This is a genomic window from Bacillus sp. ISL-35, from assembly GCF_018613355.1.
Taxonomy (GTDB): domain Bacteria; phylum Bacillota; class Bacilli; order Bacillales; family Cytobacillaceae; genus Mesobacillus.
Genome location: NZ_JAGGQK010000002.1, coordinates 20,663 through 42,793, shown reverse-complemented (window position 1 = coordinate 42,793; position 22,131 = coordinate 20,663). Strand labels below are relative to the sequence as shown.

Genomic DNA, 22,131 nt, shown 5'->3' with positions numbered 1-22,131 from the left:
CGAACACAGTACATAAATAAAACAGCGCAGGAAACCCGCGCTGTTTAAACTTAGTTATTGCTATCATTATCATCTGAGCCACCATCACCGGTTCCTCCGGTGTCACCTGTGCCTCCAGTATCTCCTGTGTCACCAGTATCTCCTTCACCACCGGTGTCACCTGCACCACCAGTATCTCCTTCACCACCGGTGTCACCTGCACCACCTGTATCTCCTTCGCCTCCGGTGTCATCTGTACCGCCGGTTTCTCCTTCGCCTCCAGTGTCACCTGCACCGCCGGTATCTCCCTCGCCTTCGGTGTCACCTGCACCGCCAGTATCGTTTGTATCGCCAGAATCCTTGGTGTCGTTGTTGCCAGTATTTGTTGCGGCAGCAGCTTCAGTTGTTTTTTCTTTTTCCTTTTTCTTTTCTGGCTTATCTTTTGGTTCTTCTTTTTTCTTGTTCAGTTTCTTTTTTGCTTCTTCCCATTGTTTCTTTAGCTTTTCTGATTCCTTCTTGACCCTTGATTCTAATTCCTTTACAGACTTGGCACGCTGTTGCTTCTTGTGCTCCTCTATATACTTTGAAAGTGGAGGAACATTGAAGGATTCTGCTTTTGTATTTTTTAAAGCCTCCGACATAAAGTCTTTAAAAATCAGTGCTGCTCCTTCACTGCTGGTGGTCGTTAAATAATGTTCTTTATCTGTCTTGTCATAACCAACCCATACAGCGCCGACAAGCTGCGGAGTATATCCTACGAACCACTGGTCTTTCGTACCTTTGACCCCATCAATCGGAACCTGGGTGGATCCTGTTTTTCCGGCTAATTCCCTGCCTGGAATTTTCGCCCCTTTCCCTGTTCCTTCCTCGACAACACCCATTAACATCGTTGTCATTTTTTCTGCGGTCTCTTTTGAGATTGCCCTGCTTTTCTTTCCCTTGTACTCAGCAATTGTATTGCCTTCCTTGTCGACGATTTTCGTAATCGCATGGGTTTCATGCCGCTCTCCATTGTTGGCAAACGCGGAGTATGCCTCGGCCATTGTCACCGGAGAAACTCCCGTGGATAATCCCCCAAGTGCCAGACCCAGATTGCGGTCGTTCTTTGGATCGAGATTAATGCCAAACTTCTTAACAGATTCCATCCCTTTCACAATCCCGATTTCATCCAGAAGCCAGACAGAAGGTACATTCAATGAATCTCTTAATGCTTCATACATCGGCACTTCGCCTTTATATTTATCATTATAGTTATGAGGCTTGTAATCTTTGAATTCCATCTCTTCGTCCTTAAGCATGTCCGTAACACCCCAGCCTTCTTCAACCGCAGGTGCATATACGGCAAGCGGCTTCATTGTCGAGCCAGGCTGTGCCTTTAGTTGTGTAGCACGGTTATAACCACGGAATACATGCTCACCGCGGCCGCCTACAAGGGCACGAATGCCTCCGGTTTTAGGATCGACCAGTACAGCACCGCTTTGGACGATTTGCTTTTCAGTGCCTTTTGGAAAAATGTCATCTTTAGCGTATGTGGCTTCCACTGCTGACTGCATCGTCACATCGAGTTCGGTATAGATCTGCAGCCCGCCCGTTAACACATCATCCTGAGTCAGACCGTATTTTTTGATTGCTTCATCAATGATATGATCTACATAGAATGGGTAGCGTCCGCGTAACGGATCTCCGCCTTTTTCATTGAGGGCGATTTTTTCGGCAACTGCCTGGTTGTATTCATCTTCCTTGATAAAGCCATGTGTATTCATCATCTGCAAGACGAGATCTCTTCTCTCAATCGCTTTATCATAGTTTTTGTGTGGATCAAGCGCAGATGGCGCCTTGATCAGGCCTGCGAGCATCGCCGCTTCACTGATGGAAAGGTCTTTTACATCCTTGCCAAAGTAACCCATTGCCGCCTCTTTGATGCCCCATGAACCATTTCCAAAGTAAATGCGGTTCAGGTACATTTGCATGATTTCATCTTTCGAATATTGCTTTTCAATTTCCCTGGCCATGAAGAATTCTTCAAGCTTCCTTTTGTATGTCTTTTCACTCGTAAGAAGTGCATTCTTAGTCAGCTGCTGTGTAATCGTACTTCCGCCTTCAACAATGCTGCCTGCCTTGACATTCTGTACAAAAGCCCTTGATATTCCAACAAGGTCCACCCCGTCATGTTCATAAAAGCGGTGATCCTCAATGGCGATGACGGCATTTTTGACATGGTCCGGGACATCTTCAATCTTGATTCCTTCATTTTTCAATGCCGAAATCTTGCTTGCGACCTCCCCATTTGCATCGTAAATGACCGTCGACTGGGCCATGTCATCGTTCAATGCGCTGATGTCAGCCCCCTCCGAATAAACATGGAAAAAGCTCAGGAATGCCAGAACTGCTGTTGAAACAGACAAAACAAGCACCTGGTTCATATGTAACCTTTTCCAGCCTCTTAAAAAACGTGTTGCTATTGAATTTTTGCTCACTGAGCACCCCAACCTTTTAAAAATAGTTTAGAAATATGACACTTTCTTTTACCCATTTTTCAAAAGGATTAACACATATTGGCTAATTACAAGGAAAAAAGACATAATACGGCAAGGTTCCTACTATAACTCTATCTGCATATGTCTGCCAGCAGGACTTCTTGATTGGCTGTCAAAACACTGGAATATAAATAAAAGACCAATCGACAAATGTTCGATTGGCTTTTTCATTGATTATTAGATCCATCTTCTGTGATTTGCTGCTGACTGGCGGCAGCCATGTCCCTTTCCCGGAGAAGCGTCTCCATATACATATAAACAATCTGCTTTGTTTTATCATCAGCTTGTATGACATCAAGGTGCTGCAGGCATTTCCGTATAGTCGGATGCATTGCCTTTTGAGAATCCATTCCCATATAGGCCACTCCTTATCTCTTAAATGAAAGATTTACAACAAAGTTCGCCAGTCTTTGATGAATTATGAGGGTATGCTGGATTATTTTAAGCGTTAGTTCTTTTTGAAATAGGGGTAATGAACAGTAAATAAGAAGTACTAACCCTGGAGGTAGATGAATATGGCTGGAATAAAAAACGTGGTTCTTGCTTATGATGATTCCGCTGGTGCTCGGAAGGCCCTTCAGTTGACGAAGGATCTTACAAGAAACTTAGACGGAGTCAAGTTGTTTGTCGGTCATGTATATGAAGAAAAGGTGAAAAATGAACTGGTTGAATCAACTGACCGCCCAATCGAACCCCTGCCGATTAACAACTTTCCCGCAGATGGAGTCCAGGTGCCTCCTTTGGCAACAGAACAAGGTGCCTTTGGGAAATCAGAGCACGCAATCATTACTCATAGCTCTGAAACAGCATTCAATAACGCAAAGGCTGAGCTGGAGGTCCTTGATCTTGATACCGACTTTTCAATCCTGGAAGGAAACCCCGCAGAAGGTATATTAGAATATGCAAGGGATGTCGATGCGGATTTGATTATCATCGGCCAGTCCGGGAACGAAGGAATCAAGCGAAAGCTCCTCGGAGGCGTAAGCCAAAAAGTTGCAAATAACGCTCATTGCCATGTACTTATAGCCAAATAAACAAAGCAAGAGCCGGGTAAATACTGCCCGGCTCTTGCTTTCTGTATTATTCATTCATCGCTTCGGAGGCAAGTTCCTCCAAACGCTCCCTGGTTTCTGTTTCTTCAAAACTGCTGAAAATCCGGAAATCATCTTCATCGAGGATTCTGTAATGCTGACTCAGAATGTTTTGCTGCATGACAAAGCCGCCATCCCTGGCGACTTCCCGCCACCAGACTTTCCCTCCCAATGTCTTTTCTTTTCGGTAATCCGTACCTTCATGGGCAATCGTTTCGAGGACCTCAAGTGGTTCATTGCCGAACAAAAACTGAATCGTCTCCGTTTCCCTGAACAAGGCACAGATTGTCACGACTGTTGACCACCCGGCCTGAACCCTGCCTTTTTCGATCTGGACAAGTGTTTTTTTGGAGATTCCAATGATGTCAGCCATTTTATCCTGGGTATAGCCAACCTCTGCCCTTAGTACCCTCAATTTCTCCGAAACCCTGCTTATGATTTCATCTCTCGTCATCCGCTTCATCCTCTTTAGTTCTTTTAGTGTAATTTTACACTTGTTTACTCGAAATTCAAAATACTTTTTACTATTTGATTCTGAAATGATCGAAAAGAAGCATTATTTTGTTCGAGATATAAAAAGGGGGTCAGAATATTGACGATTCCGCACCCCCATTTCTTATTTAATCTGTTTTTTCTGGCTGATGCTGCAGTTGCTGGAGCAGGAGCTTTGAATGGAGCAAGCAGCGCATTTTCCTTCTTTTGATTTCTTGATGAATCGGTAGAAGGCCCATCCGGCATAGCCGAAAATGGCCCCGCCTATTAAAATATTTGCGATCATGTTCCCTTCCTCCTTCCAGCTTTTAGCTAAATCCCATCAGCATTCCGCCCTGGTAGATGGCCAGCGACAAAAGATAAGCGATGACCAGCGCATAGCCGATTGAAAAGGCGGTCCAGCGTTTCGAGCCTGTTTCCTTATAAATGGTCGCTGTAGTCGCGAGGCAAGGAATATACAGCAGGATGAACACCATGAAACTGTAAGCAGCAAGTGGTGTATAATGAATCGCCAGCAGCCCCTGGAGACTTGCTTCATCCGGGACAAAGTAGATGATGTTCATGGTTGAAATAATCGCTTCTTTCGCCAGGAAACCGGTGAAAAGGGAAGCACTTGCCTGCCAGGTGCCGAATCCTATAGGAGCGAATAGTGGTGCAAAGATTCCTCCCAGAAGCGCCAGATAGCTTTCATCCATGCTGACATTTACGCCTTCCGGACCAGCATACGCGAGCAGCCAAATCAGGACAGAGCCTGCAAAGATGAATGTACCCGCCTTTTTCACGAAACCTTTCCCCTTATCCCAAGTGCTTCTCCAAAGCGCCTTTGCCTGCGGCATTCTGTATGGAGGCAGTTCAATGACAAAAACGGAGGTTTCCCCTTTCAACAGTGTCTTTGAAAAGACCTTGGCCAGAATCAGGGCGACTACAACACCTAGTACATACAAACTAAGAACGACAGCAGCCTTATGCCCTGTGAAAAACGCACCGACAAACAAAGCGTATACAGGAAGCCTTGCTGAACATGACATCAGCGGCGTCAGCAGGATGGTCATTAATCTCTCTTTTGGTGTCTCAATGGTCCTTGCTGCCATGATGCCTGGCACATTGCAGCCGAACCCGATCATCATGGGAATGAATGCCTTCCCATTAAGGCCGACAGATTCCATCAACCTGTCCATGACCAGCGCGACACGGGCCATATACCCTGAATCCTCAAGCAGCGAAATGAAAAAGAACAAAATGAAGATTTGCGGCACAAAGACCAAAACTCCACCTACTCCGGCAACAATTCCATCAAGCACGAGGTCTTTTATGAATGAGGATGCTCCTGCCCAGTTCAGTGCCGCCGCGATTCCAGCTGTCACAGGTCCGGATAAGATTATGTCCAATGCATCTGACAGTGGGAAGCCAAGCCAGTCAAAGGTAAGCATGAACATGATGTACATCAGGACAAGAAAGATTGGGATCCCAAGGAATTTATTCGTCACGACCATATCAACTTTCTCAGTCAATGGTATTTTTCCATTGTCCGGTCTGGTTGTGGCAGCAGACACGATTTTATCGATCGCATCACTTCTTTTGCGGTGGATCAACTGGTCAAGGGCTTGTTTGCACCCTGATTGTTGCTGCTCTGCAACAGTGACAGAGTCGACAAGTGCTTCAATTTCTGCCAATGGCAAAAAGTTAGTCAAATAGTTTTTAACATAGGGATTGCCTTCAAACAGCTGAATGGCCAGCCAGCGAACAGGATGTCGTGTCCTCCCATTCAACTTCTGCCCAAGCTGGAGGATTCCCTCCTCTATCGCTTTTCCATAATAGACAAGATTTGTTTTGCCAGATCGTGGTGCTTCTCCTGTAACAAGTTCAGCAAGTTCGTTACAGCCCTTTCCGGATCTTGCCACAACAGGAGCAACATGGACTCCCAATGATTTTGACAACTGTTCAATATCAATTTGAATGCCCCTGTTTTTTGCCACGTCCAGCATATTCAGACCAATAGTGACCGGCGCACCGTATTCCAGCAGCTGCATGGTAAGGTGCAAATTACGCCTTAATTGCGACGCATCCAGGATATTCAAAAGTTTCTCGAATGATTCCTCCAGGAAGAAGTTCGTAACCACACCTTCATCCTTTGACAATGGATTGAGCGTATAGACTCCAGGTAAATCAATCAGCTGATCCTTTCCGTTCTTGAACAGGCCAACTTTCTTTTCGACAGTTACTCCGTTCCAGTTGCCAACATATTCATATGACCCTGTTAAGTTATTAAATAACGAAGTTTTACCGGTATTCGGATTGCCGATAAGCGCGATGTTCATCATAATCGCTCCACTTCGATCCGTAATGCTTCTTTGCGTCGGATACCTATGCATTGGCCGCACGATTCAACCATGACCGGGCCTCCAAAAGGCAGAATGCATTTTATGCATACTTCCGATCCTTCAGCGATTCCGAAATCAAGCAATCTTCTTCTGACAAATTTGTCAGTTCCAGCAATATTCATGATCCGGCCTTTTTCACCAGTCTTTAAATTTCCCAGCATAGCCATCACCTTTTTTCAGTTTGTTAGATTTTTTGTATCAGAATATCATTGATAGTAGTTTACTAATTGAGAATGATTATCTTTATTTAATCAGTTTCAGGTCTCTTTCACTGTGACATAAATCACAAAACACCCTTTTAACAGATGGGAATAAGGAAAACTCCATAGAATTGACAATTTTTCCGGATAACAGTTCTGAATTAAATCATCATTCAGCTTTATCAGAGCCCATATAAAAAGAGAGCTGAACAATTTGTCAGCTCTCCTTTTTATCACATTTTATTGGTTACAAGTGTTGATTTGACCATCCTCGACGGAGCATAGCCAATGACAAGAATGATGATGATTGCGCTTAGTATCATACTTGGAATCATATAGGTTCCGTTATAGATGAGTGAATACAGCCATGCCGGCTGTCCTTCTGGCGCCCAAACTCCGAAAAAGACCCAGCCGGAAAAGAAATGAGCGATAAAGCGAAGCAGGCTTCCAATGAAGGTACCCACAATGATCAACCCAATCCATTTCTTCTTATTTCCACTCTTGATATTCTCTTGGATCTGTCTTGCAAAAATACCGGCAAATCCTAATACCGTGAAGGCGACCAAATAATCGATGATCCCCTGTATAGGATGGAATATTTGCGAGAAGCCCAGGATGAATTGCAATAGACCCAGCAGAAGCCCTGTGATGGCGCCACCTTTAATTCCCCAGCGGAATGCCATCAGGAATACCGGTACCATCGCGATTGATACTGAACCGCCCTGCGGCCAGATTCGAGAAAATAAAAACCCCGAAAATAAATCCAGCAAATAAGCCAGAGCAGAAAACACTGCTACTTCCACTAAAAATAATGTTTGTTTTTGTTTCATATCTGTTCCTCCTTCTTTCCAGAATGAGGTCCGTTTTCAACACGCCTTTTCTGCTTCAGAAACAAAAAAAGCAATCAGGGATCGATATAGGATTCCCATGATTGCTTTCCTATCGCATCCACATTCCTTCGCTAGCATTAACTAACAGGTTCAAAGGGTAAGAACTCGGGCGCTCACTCTCAGCTGCACTCTGGCAGCTCCCCTTGTGGTTATTATTTAGTTTCTACACTATGAATATACTACTTCTTCGATCCTATAACAAGTCAAATATTGTTTTTCCAATCCTTGTCGAAACAAAAAAGACAAATCTCACCCCGAGATGCTAAAAATATCGGTCTTTTGTCACGTTTTTACCGATTCGACGCTATTCAGCGGATGTTCTTAATTTTCGACAAAGGGATTTCGCGGTTTACCTCGAATCTTTAATACCGAAAAGAAAAACTGGGGGACTTAATAAAATGCTGCCAATTACGGATAACCGTTTGCTTAGCTTCCTGACTAGTGAAAGGGAACAACTCATTGCCGACTGGACTGTTAAAATTATCGTCTCGGAAGATGATCCATATAAAGAGAAAATAGCCAAGAATGCTGAGAAAATGTATGAAATCATTCTCTCCGTTTTTTCCAAGACAAATGAAGAGCTGGAAGAACATCTCCAAAAACTTGCTTTTATGGTAGGAGAAGAACGAGTTCGCGCTGACATCAATATTGGAGATTTTGTCTACAATGTTAATTCAGGACGATCTGTACTCTACAAGCATCTGCACAAAATGAATATGGAGTGGAATGAGATGCAGGAGTCCATCAACCGAATCAATTACTGTTTTGATACCTTCCTGTATTACGCGGTATCTTATTACAATGAACAGAAAAACAAGATCATTGAGGAAAAAAACCAATTTATCGACTCTACCCATAAGGACCGGCTGACATTGCTCGGCCAGATGACATCAAGTTTTATCCATGAATTCCGCAATCCCCTGACTTCCATCCAGGGATTTATACAGCTATTGAGATCCGAACACGAGGATATGAAGTATCTTGATATCATATCCAGCGAGCTTGACCAACTCAATTTCCGGATTTCACAATTTCTGCTTCTTTCTAAAAAAGAACTAATTGGAAAGGAAAAAAACCTTTTCTCATTAAATAAAATGATTGATGAGGTATTGAACTTCCTATATCCCAGCATCCTCGACACCAATGTGCGGATTGTCAAGGAAGTAGCAGATGATATGGAATTGTATGGATATGCCGATGAAATCAGACAGGTTTTGATCAATATCATCTTTAATGCAATCGATGTCCTGAGCCAGTACCGGGCTGACCCTAAAATTGAAATCAAGGGATACTTCGTGAATGATACACATATAAAAATCGAAATTTCCAATAATGGCCCTGTCATTCCCGACCAGTTACTGAAGACGATTTTCGAGCCTTTCGTCACGACGAAAACTCTCGGAACCGGCCTGGGATTGTTTGTCTGCCGTGAAATCATCGAGAAGCACAAAGGTATTCTTGCCTGCTCATCAGAGCCGGATAAAACTTCATTCATCATGCTTTTGCCATTAATAAGGATGGAGAACTAACATCACAAAAAGACCCTGCCGGTGCCGGCAGGGTCTTTTATTTATCCTTAATACTCAAGTGTACGATTGTCCTCTGTACTTGTGATTCTTCTTTTCTCTTTTTGAACGGTATGTTTTTTTTCCGTTTCAGCGACAATGACTGCACATGCTGCATCGCCTGTGATATTCACAGCTGTACGCGCCATATCCAGAAGACGGTCAATTCCCAGGATTAAGCCGATACCTTCAACAGGCAGACCGACAGACTGGAGAACCATTGCCAGCATGATCAAGCCTACGCCCGGCACACCTGCGGTTCCAATACTTGCAAGTACAGCAGTTAAAACGACTGTCAGCAGCTCAGTCATTGAAAGGTCTACTCCATAAACCTGGGCAATAAAGACAGTCGCTACACCCTGCATGATTGCCGTTCCGTCCATATTGATCGTGGCGCCAAGCGGCTGGACAAAGCTTGAAACAGATTCAGGAACACGAAGATTCTTCTGGGCAGTTTCCATTGAGACCGGAAGCGTTGCGTTGCTGCTTGATGTACTGAACGCAACCCCCATAGCCGGTGAGAATCCTTTGAAAAACTTGAAAGGATTCATTTTCCCAAGGAAGTATACACTTGATCCATAAGTCATCACTGCATGGATTATTAAAGCAAGAACTACAACAAGCATGTATACACCCATAGCCTTGATTGCGTCAAGTCCCTGGCTGCCGATAGCAGTTGCAATCAAACCAAATGTTCCGTATGGAGCAAACTTCATTACAAGTCCTACTAAATACATCATGATGTCATTGCCCTGTTCGATTAGGTTCAAAATTCCTTTGGTCTTATTACCTAGGGCAGTCAAGGCTATACCGATGAATATCGCAAAGACAATTACTTGAAGCATATTTCCTGTTGTCAGTGCTTCAAATGGGTTCGCCGGAATAAGATTTAAAAAGGTTTCACTTATTGGCGGTGCTTTTTCAGCTTTGAATTCAGCTCCAGCAGTATCAAATTGGCCCATCAACCCTGGCTTGATAAGGTAGGCCAGAGCAAGACCTATTATTATCGCAATTGCTGTTGTCGCTAAAAAGTAGCTTACAGTCTTAAAGCCAATCCTGCCGAGCTTCTTCGGATCACCCAGTCCTGCGGTACCAAGAATGATTGAAAACAAGACAATGGGCACGACAAGCATACTAATTAAATTGATGAATATCTTCCCTAGGGGCGTAAATAAGAATTTATCTAGAACAGTGAACAATTCAGGTGCAAAGATGTTAAGGATAAGCCCAGTCATGGCACCAAGTCCAAGGCCTATCAATATTTTAGTCGTCAGTTTCATAATTTTCCTCCCAGTTTAAAAAAGTATAAAAAAGAATGTAAAGATTTATTCCCTCTTTCATTCCCTATAAACCAACGACCGATATTTGGTATAAATTCCCGTTCATGATTCATACAGGAGGTATTGGATGTTTTATTTAAAAACCGATTCTGGGATCAGCCTTAATCTCTTTGGTTCACAGGATGCAGGGGAATTGTTCTGGCTTTTGGATTCTAACCGAAATTATCTTCGCAAATGGCTTCCCTGGATAGATGGTATCAACTCTCCGGGTCAACTTTACTCAGTCATTCAAATGTGGGAGAAAGGTTCACAAGAAGGAAGCAGCTTCCACTTTGGAATTCGATACCGGGGTGTCCTGGCGGGAAGTATCAGCCTTCATGCTATTGACTGGAATAACTCCCAGGCAAGCATTGGCTACTATTTAGGGGAAGGTTGGCAAGGCAGGGGTATTATAATCAGGTGTGTGAAGACAGTGATTGACCATGCTTTTTACGGGCATGGTTTGAACAGAATAGAGATAAGATGCGGTAAGGACAATCATAAAAGCAAGGCAGTACCCGTTAAGCTTGGTTTTCGCGAGGAGGGAGTCATCCGTGATGGGGAATACTTGAATGGAAACTTTCACGACTTAATTGTATATGGACTTCTGGCAAGAGAGTGGAAAAGCCGGTCAACTGCATTTTATTAATCCTCTTAAGGCTATTTGCTCTTAAGACGTACCGGGTTGTCTCCGGTTGATGAATTTATACCAGCAGAAACTAAGCAGGTGAAATGATTCCTCAATTGTGCTGGTGACAACTCACTGGATTGGCAGACTGATAGTGAATATCGTCCCCTTTGAACTCGATTCCACATTCATCTTGCCATTATGCTCTTCGATAATTTTATGGCAGATCATCAGGCCAAGACCATTTCCGTTCTCCTTTGTCGTAAAAAAAGGTTTGCCGATCTTATCAAGATGTTCCTGAGGAATCCCTTTACCAGTGTCTGAGACTATAATAGTCAAAACTTCCTCTGATTTCGAAATCTCCACGGTCACCTTACCCGGCAGTTCCATCGCATCAATCGCGTTCATAAGCAAATTGATCAGCACCTGCTTGATCTTGTTCCCATCACAAAGAAACATTCCATCCACAAGTGTTGATTTTCTGGTAATTTCAACACACTTCTTCGCTGCCTCGGCCATCAGGAGGGTAATAGCGTGATCAACCAAATCATTCAGGTTGAAAGCTTTAATATCAGACTTGTGCGGTTTCGCCATCAACATCAGCTCTTTAGAGACAGCTTCAATGCGTTTGATTTCCTCTTCCATGATTGCTAAATAGCCTTGATTCAATTCCTGTCCCGCTTTCATAAGCTGGATGAAACCCTTAAGGCTTGTCAAAGGATTCTTTATTTCATGGGCAATCCCTGCTGCAAGCTGGCCCACAACATTCAATTTCTCATATTCAAGGATGAAATGCTCTGCTTTTATCTTCGCGGAAACATCACTGGTTACTGAAATCAACTCAAGAGGCACATTCGTTTTGGGATCGCGTGTGACAGAGATTTGTGAATTCACCCAGATATACACTCCATCTTTACGCTTTAACCGGTATGTCAGGCTGCATACCTCTTCCCCTTTAGGCATGGCGATATTGGCAATTCTTTTATAATCTTCTGCATGTACGAATAAGGTGTACAGTCTTCCGACTATTTCACCCGGGGCATAACCAAGCATTGATTGTATGGCCGGCGTCACATATTTAATGAGACCGTCAGGCGTTCTTTTACAAATAAAATCTGTGGTTGGCTCGACCCAGATTTGCTCATTTGTATTCCCTTGTTTATGCAGCTTGCTTTCCAGACTGGATAAAAGATTACTCATGTCCACCCTCCTTTCACTAATCTTACTGAATATTTAAATAAGATTCAAACCAAAATTGTAAATAATATTATCAAAAGTAAAATTTTAACATTGGGAAATTTTTCTGCTGCTAATGATTCGATTAAATTGTTATAATCAGAATTTTCCAATATAATTAAACATAAACTTCATACTTTATGTATCTGTTTCATACATTGTTATCAACCACATTAATGTTCCCCGGACTTAAGCTGGATATGGTATAATTAAATTTAAATGAAAAAGCTGAGGTGGTATGATGGGGCAAACTATCGTATCAAGAATGTAACAGCTGCCGAGCGGGCGGAACAGCATAACAGGAGATAGGCCCTGGCTGTCCAGCCGCACGGAAATGGGCCGTTGCAATTCTTGAAAAAATTATTTAATAAATGGAAACTTGAATAAAGCTTAATTTTCAGTTTACTGGGAGGTGACTCCTTACCTGCAGATCTGCAGGCTAAGGGAACTTATTTGGACATATTTAACTTGGTTTGGATAGCCATTTTAATTGCTTTAACGGCATTTTTTGTCGTATCAGAATTTGCGATCGTTAAAGTGCGGAGTTCCAGAATCGATCAATTAATAGAAGAAGGCAGCAAAAAGGCTGTACTGGCAAAAAGAGTCATTACCAATCTGGATGAGTATCTTTCAGCCTGCCAGTTGGGAATCACGATTACTGCTCTTGGTATTGGGTGGCTAGGTGAACCTGCAATTGCTGATTTGCTAAAGCCGGTATTCAACACTCTGGATATCTCGGAATCATTGAGCCATATCCTGGCAGTTGGCATTGCCTTTGCAATCATTACATTCCTGCACGTCGTAATCGGCGAATTGGCTCCTAAAACATTGGCGATCCAGAAAGCAGAATGGGTGTCGTTGAATACTGCTGGTCCGTTGATCCTTTTTTACAAGATCATGTATCCATTCATTTGGCTGTTAAATGGATCTGCCCGCCTTGCAGTCGGGCTTGTCGGACTTAAGCCTGCTTCTGAAACTGATCTGGCACATTCTGAAGAAGAACTTCGCATTATCCTGTCTGAAAGCTTTAAAAGCGGTGAAATCAACCAGTCAGAGTTTAAGTATGTAAATAAAATCTTCGAATTCGACAATAGGATCGCCAAGGAAATCATGGTGCCCCGCACGGAAATCATTTCCCTGTCATTGGAAGATTCGCTGGAGAATTTCCTCCAGATTGTGAAAGAAGAAAAATTCACCCGCTATCCTGTCATTGACGGAGACAAGGACCATATTGTCGGTCTCGTCAATATCAAGGAGGTCATGACTGATCTGATTCATGACCAGGACCGCGGCAAAAAAACAATAGATTCATATATTCGTCCAATCATCCGGGTCATCGACAGTATCCCTATCCACGATTTGCTTGTGAAAATGCAGAAAGAACGCATACACATGGCGATTTTAATGGATGAATATGGTGGTACTTCAGGACTCGTGACAGTCGAAGATATACTTGAGGAAATTGTTGGTGAAATTCGTGATGAGTTCGACATGGATGAAGTGCCAATGATTCGTAAAATCAAAGAAAGCCACTATATCATCGATGCCAAATTACTTGTAAGCGAGGTAAATGATCTTCTTTCACTTGATATCAACGATGAAGACGTAGATACCCTCGGCGGCTGGATGCTAACCGAGAATTACGAAGTAAAACAAGGTGACATCGTCAGCTTCGGAACGTACAATTTCAAGATCATCGAGATGGAAGAACATCACATCAAGTATATTGAAGTAACGAAACAGCCCGAACCAGAGAAACCAACAGAAAATTTTTTTATGAATAAGACTGAAGTTGTCTCATAAGCAAAACCCGGACAGATTTATCTGTCCGGGTTTTTGCATCTTTATTTACACTTTCCACGTCTGGATGTCATCCGCTTCGATGATTCCCATGACCACATCGTCTACGTCGGGGTCTGTCAGTACCTTATCCCTGACCCTGAACTTGATATCATCAGCATCTGCCAGTGTCAATCCTTTGCGAAGTTCAAGATAGCTTTCGACGTGATACTGTCTGCCTTCCTGGACAATCCTAAGTTTATTGATATCCACCACATCAGGATCGGACAGGATTAGCTGGGCAATCCGGTCCTCAACAACCTTTGGTGCTGCGACACCAATAAGGCCCACAGTGTTCTCAAAACCAATTTTCAATGCAATCCCAATCAGCAGGATGCCAATCAGCAAGGTTCCAATGCCATCGAGGAAATAAAAACCAGTTACTTGTGCCAGTACAATAGAAACCAATGCTAAAAGCGCTCCGAATGTTGCAATTAAATCTTCATAAAAAACAAGCCTTGTCGGCGGTGCTGCGAAACTGACATTCTTAAACGCATTTGGCACAATTCCGAACCCACTTGCTTTACTTCTCGTTTCATGAGCAATTTCTTTCATCGCCTTTACCAGTATGCTTCCATCAACCAGGACCGCCACTAGCATGATCACAATATTCAACCACATATTTGATGAGGCCTTCGGATGCTGAATGAGTTCCCATCCTTTGATGACTGTTTCATACGCCATAATTGAAATGATGATAACTGCAACGAGAACAAATAAGTTCACGACCCTTCCAAAACCGGTTGGGAACCGTTTGGTTGCTTCTTTTTCCGAAATGGAACTGCCAATGAAAACGAAAAATTGGTTCAATGCATCCGCAACCGAATGAAGAGTCGTCGCCAGCATTGTACCACTTCCGCTAATAGCAGCCGCAACACCCTTGATTATTGCCAGGAATGTATTCCCAAGCGCAGCAATCCCGGAAGACTTGTTACCTCTTTTTAAAAATTCTATCATTGATGACATCCTCCATCCGAAAATCACTTTATATGTTATTTCTTCTACATTTTTCACATTTATGGCTGCTTTAAACATTTATTATGGTCGACTTGTTGAACAACATTATACGGGGAGTCTTTTTTTCAGCAGAAAAATAGCCTTCAGGATATCCTGAAGGCTTTAGACTGGTGAATCATGTTCTGCTTTTTGAGGCTTCTGCTACTCGTTTATTATAAGCGTTGAACCGTTGCTTGACATTGATTGAAATGTCCTCTGCCAATAGTTCAATCCCGATTGCAGTCAGTGAGAAGATATTTGCATAATGCTTTTTCACTTCCCATTTCAGTTCATGCTTTCCGCATATACTGTACTTGTTGACCTCCTCCATTTCCTTGCTGAGCAAGGTTAGCTGGCGGTTTTTTTCTTCATCGGGCAGCGCGACAATTTGATCGATTTTTTCAATATATTCAAGAGATTTGTCGATTTTTTCATTGACCTCATCATGCGTCTTTTTGTCGACAAGGCCATGCTTTAATTTGAATGCATTCAGGTTTCTTGCAGATTCATAGGTTGACTGAACAATTTCATCCCTGGTCATATAATCGGTTTCAAAGCTGAGCATGTATTTCCAGGAAGGCTGGGTGATTGCTTTCCTGTGGTCTTCGATGGTGTGGCAGAACTTTTTATAGCCGTATTTCTCGGGTTGTTCAAAAGCCGGGCTTGCCGGATCGAGGAATGGAGCAAGCGGGGCAACAAAATATGATAATCGTTTATCCCCGCTGCATGCATTATGGATTTCCTCGCAAAAATCCACATTATCCAGGGCACTCTGGTAATCCTGATGCGGAATGCCAACCATAAAGAAAATATCAATTTTTTTGCAGCTGTGCTTCAATGCAGCCTGCAGCGTTTCAATCACTTTCGCATTCGTGCAGTTGAATTTCCCATTGAATCTCCGAATCTTTTCATCATGGGTTTCCAGGGTCAATTCAATGCTGTACTTCGGCACTGCCTTCTCGATTTTTTCAAAATACTCTTCGTTGGCATACTGGAACAGTTCAAAGACCAGTTCGTTTTTAAGGTTGATTTTGCTGAGCCGATCAAAAAACTCATCCACATACTCTTTGCCTGCCTGGCGGATATCATGAAGAATGAAGATTGGCGCCCTGCTGAAGCGCTGAATGAACAAAATATCCTCAATCAATTTCTCCGGGGAACGTTTGGCGAGCACCTTCCGGTTGCAGTTATCCTTATATGATTGCTTGGATCCTCCGCAGATCAAGCAGCCCTGGGTACATCCCTTTGCTGTAAGGATCGCTGTGTTTGGATATTGGAGCCAGCCATTATACGGCAGCGGATCCAGAAAGTTTTTATACTTGAACACTGATTTGATGGTATAACGGTAGCCGGGTATATCAAATTCATCCAGACTGTCCGGAACATGGCTCAGCGGATTGTAAACCGGAGTATTGCCATCCTTCCATGTCAAGTTGGGAATCCCGCCAAGCTGATGCGTGCCGTCTTTCAAATACTTAATCAACAGCAGCATCAATTTTTCTGTAGAGTCACCTCTCATGACAAAATCGATGAAGGGATACTCAATTAATTCTTTATGGTAATAGGTAGCAGAAAGTCCGCCAAAAACGATGGGGGTTTGTGGGTGAAGATTTTTGACAATTTTGGCAAGCTCGATGCTGCCATGAGCATGTGGTAGCCAGTGCAGGTCAATCCCAAAGGCACGTGTCTTGACTTTTTTCAGTTTCTTTTCCACATCGAAGCTTTCATCCATCAGCATCCTGTTGGCGATATTGATGATTTTCACTCGCAGTCCCTGACGTTCCAAATATTCAGCAATACTTGTCAGCCCAATAGGATACATTTCAAAAACTGGAGATGACGGAACAACATCACTGATTGGGCCAGCCAGCAATGCATTTTTCCGGAAATCATATACACTTGGTGCATGGAGAAGGACTAAATCGTATTTCAAAGCACTCACCTCGAAAAAATAGAATCTATTAAGATTGCCTATAACAGAAAATGTCTGATTACACCTTAATCATAACTCTGGCATCCTTCGTCCAAGACCGGCAAAGGTATATATTTTGTGAACAGCTGAACATTAACAAGTGTGAAATCCCCATATATCCCATGCGTGACAAGTGTTTGCAGATTTATGAAAGTTTTGTGGAGGGGTAAGTAGCTATTTATAATAGGCTATCGAAAAAAAAGAGACTGCACATCGGCAATCTCTCCAAAATCTATTTTTCCTGCTGGACGATCAGGATCTCTTCCTCGACTCTTCCCAATTTCAATAAATGGGAATCAAGGCGTTTATGGATTGTGCTGAATTCAGAATTGTTCTTCATTTCGGTCTGGGTCATTAATTCTTTCAGCATATTTTCGATTTTTGCACTTTGAAGCTCTTCCATTCTTTCAAGTGCGTCTTTTATATCTGTTATATCGATTTGATTTGAAGTTACGCGATGTTCGATGCTATCCACTTTTTCAAGTCGGTCAAGTCTCTTCTCGATGCTTTCGGTCCGCTTATTCAGGGAATCGATTGAACTTTCGATCCCTTTTAACAGATTGACGATTTCAGATAAACCTTCCATTTCAGCATGCTCCCCTTCATTTGGCATAAATCAATTTTAACATCATTAAACATATCGATATGTTACAAAACTGGTAACAAATAAGCCTGATGTTTTCAAATCCGACATATTTTCAGTTCGATTCATCCGTGACGGAAATCCCAGCAAAAAAGCAGACTGCATGAAATGCCAGTCTGCTTTCTATATGGTCAATTGCTCCCCGAAGTTGCCTTCAGACCAATGATCCCGATTAAAATGAATGCGACAAACATCAGCCTCAAAAGATTACGCGGTTCCCCAAACAGGATGATTCCAAGTATGACAGCACCGGCAGCACCGATCCCCGTCCAGATGGCATAAGCGGTCCCGATGGGCAGCGTCTTGACGGCCATGGATAAAAAGTAAAAGCTTATTGCCATACCGGCCAGAGTGATCAACGATGGGATTGCTTTGGTAAATCCCTCCGTATACTTTAGGCCAATTGCCCATACCACTTCAAATATGCCAGCTATAACTAAAAAGATCCAAGCCATACTGATTGCTCCTTTCACTAAGTCTCTTTTCGTAAATCTTGTTGCGTTCACACACCAACATCTGGGGCTATACAAATAGTCTCACCTATTAGATTAGAAAGCATCTCCGAAAAGAGCTCCGAATCTTTCAAATGCGGGTTGTTGTATTTGTACGAAGCAACATTCAATGCGAAAACAGCTTTCATTAAAAAAACCCGGGAGATATCATTCGATATCTCCCGGGTTTTTGTCCCTCCGTGTACACAGGTGTTCCTGTGCGTCCTCTCTCGGACCAGTCCAGCAATGCTGCTGCGGAACCCTAGAGGACTTTTCATAATAGGAATAGTATCATAATTGAACTCCACAGTCAAAAGAATGCATTAATTCGCAAGGAGCTCTCTGTTCATCATGGTTTCGTATTCATTCGATGGCAAAGGCGGCGAATAGTAATAGCCCTGGACTTCCTGGCAGCCCAGCGACTTCAGCAAGTCAATCTGAGATTCTGTCTCCACTCCCTCAGCTATGACCTTCAACTTAAGGTTTGTTGCCATAGAAACAATCGTAGAAATGATTTCGCGATTTTCCTGGGAGTGTGAAACGAAGCTTTGATCGATTTTCAGGCGATCGACTGAAAGCTTGCTCAAATAGCTCAATGAACTGTACCCTGTTCCAAAATCATCGATGCTTACTTCAATCCCAATTCCCCTCAGTGCCTGAAGCTGTTCATTGATGCTGTCTTCCTTCTTAATCATGATGCTTTCAGTTACTTCAATTTCAATCAATTCACCCACTAAATCATACTCTTTAAGAGATTGCTGCATGAATTTCACGAAATCCTCCTGATAAAAATGGATGATCGAGATATTGATGGATGTCCGCGGAACCTCGTACCTCTGCTCCTTCCAGGTGACAAGCTGGCTGAACACCTGCCTGATGATCATCCGCTCTAGCGGTACGATCAAGTTTGCCTCCTCGGCAATCGGGATGAACACTCCAGGAGGAATCATTCCGTGGCGAGGATGCTTCCATCTTGCTAATGCTTCTGCTCCGGTTATTTCATTTGTGTTGGCATTGTACTTTGGCTGATAGAAAACGGTAAGTGAATCATTATTGATTGCGTTTCGCAATTCATTCTCCAATTCAAATTTATTGACATCCTGATCGACCATACTCTCGTCAAAAAACTGGAAGTTATTCGTTCCGTTCTCCTTCGCTTTATACATAGCCATGTCGGCGTACTTCAACAGCAGCTCTAGATCGCTTGTATCATCTGGAAAATGGGCAATCCCGATACTTGCCGTAATCAAAAACTCCATTCCCCCGGCAAATAGCGGTGACTGGAACGCCTTGACCACCTCTGCTGCGACTATTTCCGGCTTATTCCCTTCTGTCACGAGAATCGCGAACTCATCACCGCCGATTCTGGCAACCAGGCAGTTCTCAGGTGTCACCTTTGCAAGTTCCCTGCCGATTTGCACGAGAATCTTATCACCAAACGAGTGGCCAAACGTGTCATTGATTCTTTTAAAACGGTCAAAATCTAGGTAAATCAAAGAAAAAGTTTCATCCTTAATGTACAATCCTGCCATCACTTTCTCTAAATTGCGCCTGTTTGGCAAATTGGTCAGTTCATCATGATACGCAAGGTACTCAATCATTTTGTCTGCTTTTTTCTGTTCTGTGATATCCCTGACAATTCCAAAAACACCAACAGTCGTATTTTTAACGATGATCCTGACGGCCGTGATTCTCACTTCAGCGAAGGTCGAATCCGCTTTTTTCAAGGAGGTTTCTATCACCTTCGTCTCGCCGCTCAGTACTTTCCGGTAATATCTCCTGATTTTCTCCCCTTCTTCGCTGCCGCCAATCAACTCGATAAAATGGAGACCAGTGAGTTCATTCGCTGTATAGCCTGTCAGCTCGACGGCCTCTTTGTTCACATTCAAGATAGATCCCTGCAAATCAACCCTGAAGACTGAATCAGGGTTATGACTGAACAAGGATAAATGGGACTGGACATTCTTCATGATTAATTTTTCACCGAAAAGGTCCGGGATGAGCATAAAGAATAAATTAGCCATGGCCATATAAATGAATGGAGCCATAAAAGATTGGATTCCTGCTCCTTCCGTGATTGGCATCATCGAAGTCAGGACAATATAAGGGATGCCGCCTAAGGCCATACCACCAAAGACACTACCCAAATATTTATATTTTTTTATAAACTCATAAATATCCTCATTTGTAATCTGCATCAGGAACCTGAGCAGCACAAAGGATGTGACTGTCACCATTAAAGTGCTTAAAACCGTTAAAATCCACTGAATCTCAATTGTATCGCTGAAAATGATATAGAATGCTGTATACTCTGCAATCATAATGCTGGCGGCGATCAGCAAACTTGTGTATATGTACTGTGGCGTATTGGCAATATCTCTTTGCGCAAGGTTCAAAGCTGCATATGCCCCTATTGAGCAAATGCCAAAGAACAGCAGAAAGAATAAATAAAAATTGCCTGTTGAAAAGGGGACACCTGCTGATATGATCACAAAAATATGTGTCAATAAAAAGGTGAATGCCAGAAGCAGTGAATACAGAGCAATCCTTCGTTTTTTTCTGTCAGTATTTTTTTTGATCTGTCTGCTGAATTCGACCGCCATAATTGATGAAATCATCAAGAAGACAACGGTCAAAGCGATTGTTTTTATGTCAAATATGTACATTTGGGGAATCTCCATCCTGCCCCTCGTTTCTGTCTTTTTTATGGCTGCGTTCGGATTGGATACGGCTTTTTGAATACTTGATCCGAATTCTTGCAGGTAGCGGGGCTCATTTCGAATATGCTTCCAATATTCGTTGACTTTGGCACCAAAGAGCCTTCTTTTATGCAATGCATGTCAGGCAGTAAACAGAGCCTATTATTATAATGGACTACAGTTTTGGCCAGACGACAATTTCCCTGTTAAAGAACAAACCTTTTTCAATATTATACATTAATCATCAATGAAAAGAGCGATTAAATAGACTATTTTCTTAATTTTCAAAACGAAATCCCCCACAAGAGGGCAACTATTTTATATAATGAAAGTAGAAATAGCTTCTTTTTCTTTTGTTCAGCCCCAACACTCCACATCGATTATTCTTCTCAGAAAAAATCTTATTCCTTATATATGTATCGGCCATAAACCTGGAATTCTTAAGAGGGAAACATCTGTTAGAGTTTTTGCTCTAAACTATTTAACACGTCGAGCAATTTTGAAGGGAGGAATTGTTATGAAAACCGGGAGAAAAAGCGAAAAAGACGGGAACTTGTTCAATGGGACAGCGGCCATGAAAGCTTTATCCGCAATCGTCTGGCCAATAACCGGCTATCTTTTTGACCTATTGTCGAGTTTGTATCCCTTGTTCACAATCATGGGCACAATCGCTGGAGTTGCTCACGTTTTGTTTGCCATCAGGAAAAAGCAAGGCGGAAATGAGGAAAAAAAATCCTGGCCAATCATAGATTCCAGTGTGGAAGAGATTAGACAGGCAGTAAGAATATATTCAGACCAACTTCCAAAAGGTGTTTATCGAACGATCCTTGTAAAGGACGATCATAGCATTGATTTAGAACAACTCGCCCCCATCTTGAAAGGTTTTCCTGCCCGAAGATTTTACATGTCAAAGGAAACCTACGATATTTTTGCAGAGGATGAAAAAAAACTTGCGATCACACTCGATAAAGTCCAAAGAGCAGTCGATCACTATGTGAAAGAATTTAAAGAGTTTCCCGTTTTGCCATATGATCCATCGAACAGGGTGAACTATTATCAGCTGTTGAAGGCTCATTGTCTTGATGTCGAGCCGGAAATCGAGCTGTATATCACCAATTACGATGGTCTTGTCACTCATAAAAAACCAAAGGAAAACAGCACGATGATATAAAG

At 42.7% G+C, this 22,131-nt stretch carries 19 protein-coding genes and 2 riboswitches; of the genes, 5 read left to right on the top strand and 14 right to left on the bottom strand.

The window, feature by feature from the left end:
• Positions 1-50: 50 nt before the first annotated feature.
• Both J7E38_RS03465 and J7E38_RS03460 read right to left on the bottom strand, forming a co-directional pair.
• On the bottom strand, positions 51-2,402 hold the full coding sequence (locus J7E38_RS03465; RefSeq protein WP_215038215.1) for a penicillin-binding protein 1A: 2,352 nt from the start codon (positions 2,400-2,402) through the stop codon (positions 51-53).
• A gap of 281 nt (positions 2,403-2,683) precedes the next feature.
• Entirely contained in the window at positions 2,684-2,872 is a 189-nt protein-coding gene (locus J7E38_RS03460; RefSeq protein WP_214709488.1) for a hypothetical protein, read from the bottom strand.
• 159 nt (positions 2,873-3,031) lie between these two features.
• Here J7E38_RS03460 and J7E38_RS03455 point away from each other — a divergent pair, with 159 nt between their 5' ends.
• Positions 3,032-3,550 carry a universal stress protein gene (locus J7E38_RS03455; RefSeq protein WP_214709490.1) on the top strand — a complete coding sequence of 173 codons (519 nt, stop codon included), beginning with the start codon at positions 3,032-3,034 and terminating at the stop codon, positions 3,548-3,550.
• A 46-nt stretch (positions 3,551-3,596) separates the two neighbouring features.
• Here J7E38_RS03455 and J7E38_RS03450 read toward each other — a convergent pair whose 3' ends face one another.
• The 5 genes from J7E38_RS03450 to thiT all read right to left on the bottom strand — a co-directional run bounded on the left by J7E38_RS03450 (position 3,597) and on the right by thiT (position 7,510).
• A complete protein-coding gene (locus tag J7E38_RS03450; protein ID WP_214709492.1) occupies positions 3,597-4,061 on the bottom strand; it encodes a helix-turn-helix transcriptional regulator in 465 nt (154 codons plus the stop codon).
• Positions 4,062-4,223: 162 nt separating this feature from the next.
• The gene (locus J7E38_RS03445; protein ID WP_214709494.1) at positions 4,224-4,385 is read right to left on the bottom strand and encodes a FeoB-associated Cys-rich membrane protein; all 162 of its coding nucleotides are present in this window, start codon (positions 4,383-4,385) and stop codon (positions 4,224-4,226) included.
• Between the two features lie 22 nt (positions 4,386-4,407).
• Positions 4,408-6,417, bottom strand: a complete 2,010-nt coding sequence (gene feoB, locus J7E38_RS03440) for a ferrous iron transport protein B (RefSeq protein WP_215038170.1) — start codon at positions 6,415-6,417, stop codon at positions 4,408-4,410.
• Positions 6,417-6,641, bottom strand: coding sequence for a FeoA family protein (locus J7E38_RS03435; RefSeq protein ID WP_214709498.1), 225 nt, complete (start codon positions 6,639-6,641; stop codon positions 6,417-6,419). Before J7E38_RS03435 ends, feoB begins: the two co-directional genes overlap by 1 nt.
• A 272-nt stretch (positions 6,642-6,913) precedes the next feature.
• Positions 6,914-7,510, bottom strand: coding sequence for an energy-coupled thiamine transporter ThiT (gene thiT / locus J7E38_RS03430; protein WP_214709500.1), 597 nt, complete (start codon positions 7,508-7,510; stop codon positions 6,914-6,916).
• Between the two features lie 106 nt (positions 7,511-7,616).
• Positions 7,617-7,724: riboswitch (TPP riboswitch) on the bottom strand.
• Between the two features lie 244 nt (positions 7,725-7,968).
• On the opposite strand from thiT, the gene J7E38_RS03425 reads away from it, so the two are divergent.
• On the top strand, positions 7,969-9,099 hold the full coding sequence (locus tag J7E38_RS03425) for a histidine kinase N-terminal domain-containing protein (protein ID WP_214709502.1): 1,131 nt from the start codon (positions 7,969-7,971) through the stop codon (positions 9,097-9,099).
• 47 nt (positions 9,100-9,146) lie between these two features.
• Here J7E38_RS03425 and J7E38_RS03420 read toward each other — a convergent pair whose 3' ends face one another.
• Positions 9,147-10,415, bottom strand: coding sequence for a dicarboxylate/amino acid:cation symporter (locus J7E38_RS03420; protein ID WP_214709504.1), 1,269 nt, complete (start codon positions 10,413-10,415; stop codon positions 9,147-9,149).
• Positions 10,416-10,542: 127 nt separating this feature from the next.
• On the opposite strand from J7E38_RS03420, the gene J7E38_RS03415 reads away from it, so the two are divergent.
• Complete coding sequence (locus J7E38_RS03415; protein WP_214709506.1) at positions 10,543-11,103, top strand: GNAT family N-acetyltransferase; 561 nt, start codon at positions 10,543-10,545, stop codon at positions 11,101-11,103.
• A 111-nt stretch (positions 11,104-11,214) separates the two neighbouring features.
• Here the strand turns inward: J7E38_RS03415 and J7E38_RS03410 are convergent, their stop codons facing one another.
• Entirely contained in the window at positions 11,215-12,282 is a 1,068-nt protein-coding gene (locus J7E38_RS03410) for an ATP-binding protein (RefSeq protein WP_214709508.1), read from the bottom strand.
• A 489-nt stretch (positions 12,283-12,771) separates the two neighbouring features.
• Between J7E38_RS03410 and J7E38_RS03405 the strand changes: the two genes are divergently transcribed.
• Positions 12,772-14,121 carry a hemolysin family protein gene (locus J7E38_RS03405; RefSeq protein ID WP_214709510.1) on the top strand — a complete coding sequence of 450 codons (1,350 nt, stop codon included), beginning with the start codon at positions 12,772-12,774 and terminating at the stop codon, positions 14,119-14,121.
• Between the two features lie 45 nt (positions 14,122-14,166).
• Here the strand turns inward: J7E38_RS03405 and J7E38_RS03400 are convergent, their stop codons facing one another.
• The 5 genes from J7E38_RS03400 to J7E38_RS03380 form a co-directional block, all read right to left on the bottom strand.
• A complete protein-coding gene (locus tag J7E38_RS03400; protein ID WP_215038169.1) occupies positions 14,167-15,123 on the bottom strand; it encodes a cation diffusion facilitator family transporter in 957 nt (318 codons plus the stop codon).
• Between the two features lie 166 nt (positions 15,124-15,289).
• The gene (locus tag J7E38_RS03395; protein WP_214709514.1) at positions 15,290-17,086 is read right to left on the bottom strand and encodes a TIGR04190 family B12-binding domain/radical SAM domain protein; all 1,797 of its coding nucleotides are present in this window, start codon (positions 17,084-17,086) and stop codon (positions 15,290-15,292) included.
• Between the two features lie 271 nt (positions 17,087-17,357).
• Positions 17,358-17,711 carry a hypothetical protein gene (locus tag J7E38_RS03390; protein ID WP_214709516.1) on the bottom strand — a complete coding sequence of 118 codons (354 nt, stop codon included), beginning with the start codon at positions 17,709-17,711 and terminating at the stop codon, positions 17,358-17,360.
• A 188-nt stretch (positions 17,712-17,899) separates the two neighbouring features.
• A complete protein-coding gene (gene sugE, locus J7E38_RS03385; protein ID WP_214709518.1) occupies positions 17,900-18,223 on the bottom strand; it encodes a quaternary ammonium compound efflux SMR transporter SugE in 324 nt (107 codons plus the stop codon).
• 213 nt (positions 18,224-18,436) lie between these two features.
• Positions 18,437-18,536: riboswitch (guanidine-I (ykkC/yxkD leader) on the bottom strand.
• Between the two features lie 46 nt (positions 18,537-18,582).
• The gene (locus J7E38_RS03380) at positions 18,583-20,925 is read right to left on the bottom strand and encodes a sensor domain-containing protein (protein WP_214709520.1); all 2,343 of its coding nucleotides are present in this window, start codon (positions 20,923-20,925) and stop codon (positions 18,583-18,585) included.
• Between the two features lie 550 nt (positions 20,926-21,475).
• On the opposite strand from J7E38_RS03380, the gene J7E38_RS03375 reads away from it, so the two are divergent.
• Positions 21,476-22,129 carry a DUF3939 domain-containing protein gene (locus J7E38_RS03375; RefSeq protein WP_214709522.1) on the top strand — a complete coding sequence of 218 codons (654 nt, stop codon included), beginning with the start codon at positions 21,476-21,478 and terminating at the stop codon, positions 22,127-22,129.
• Positions 22,130-22,131: the final 2 nt, after the last annotated feature.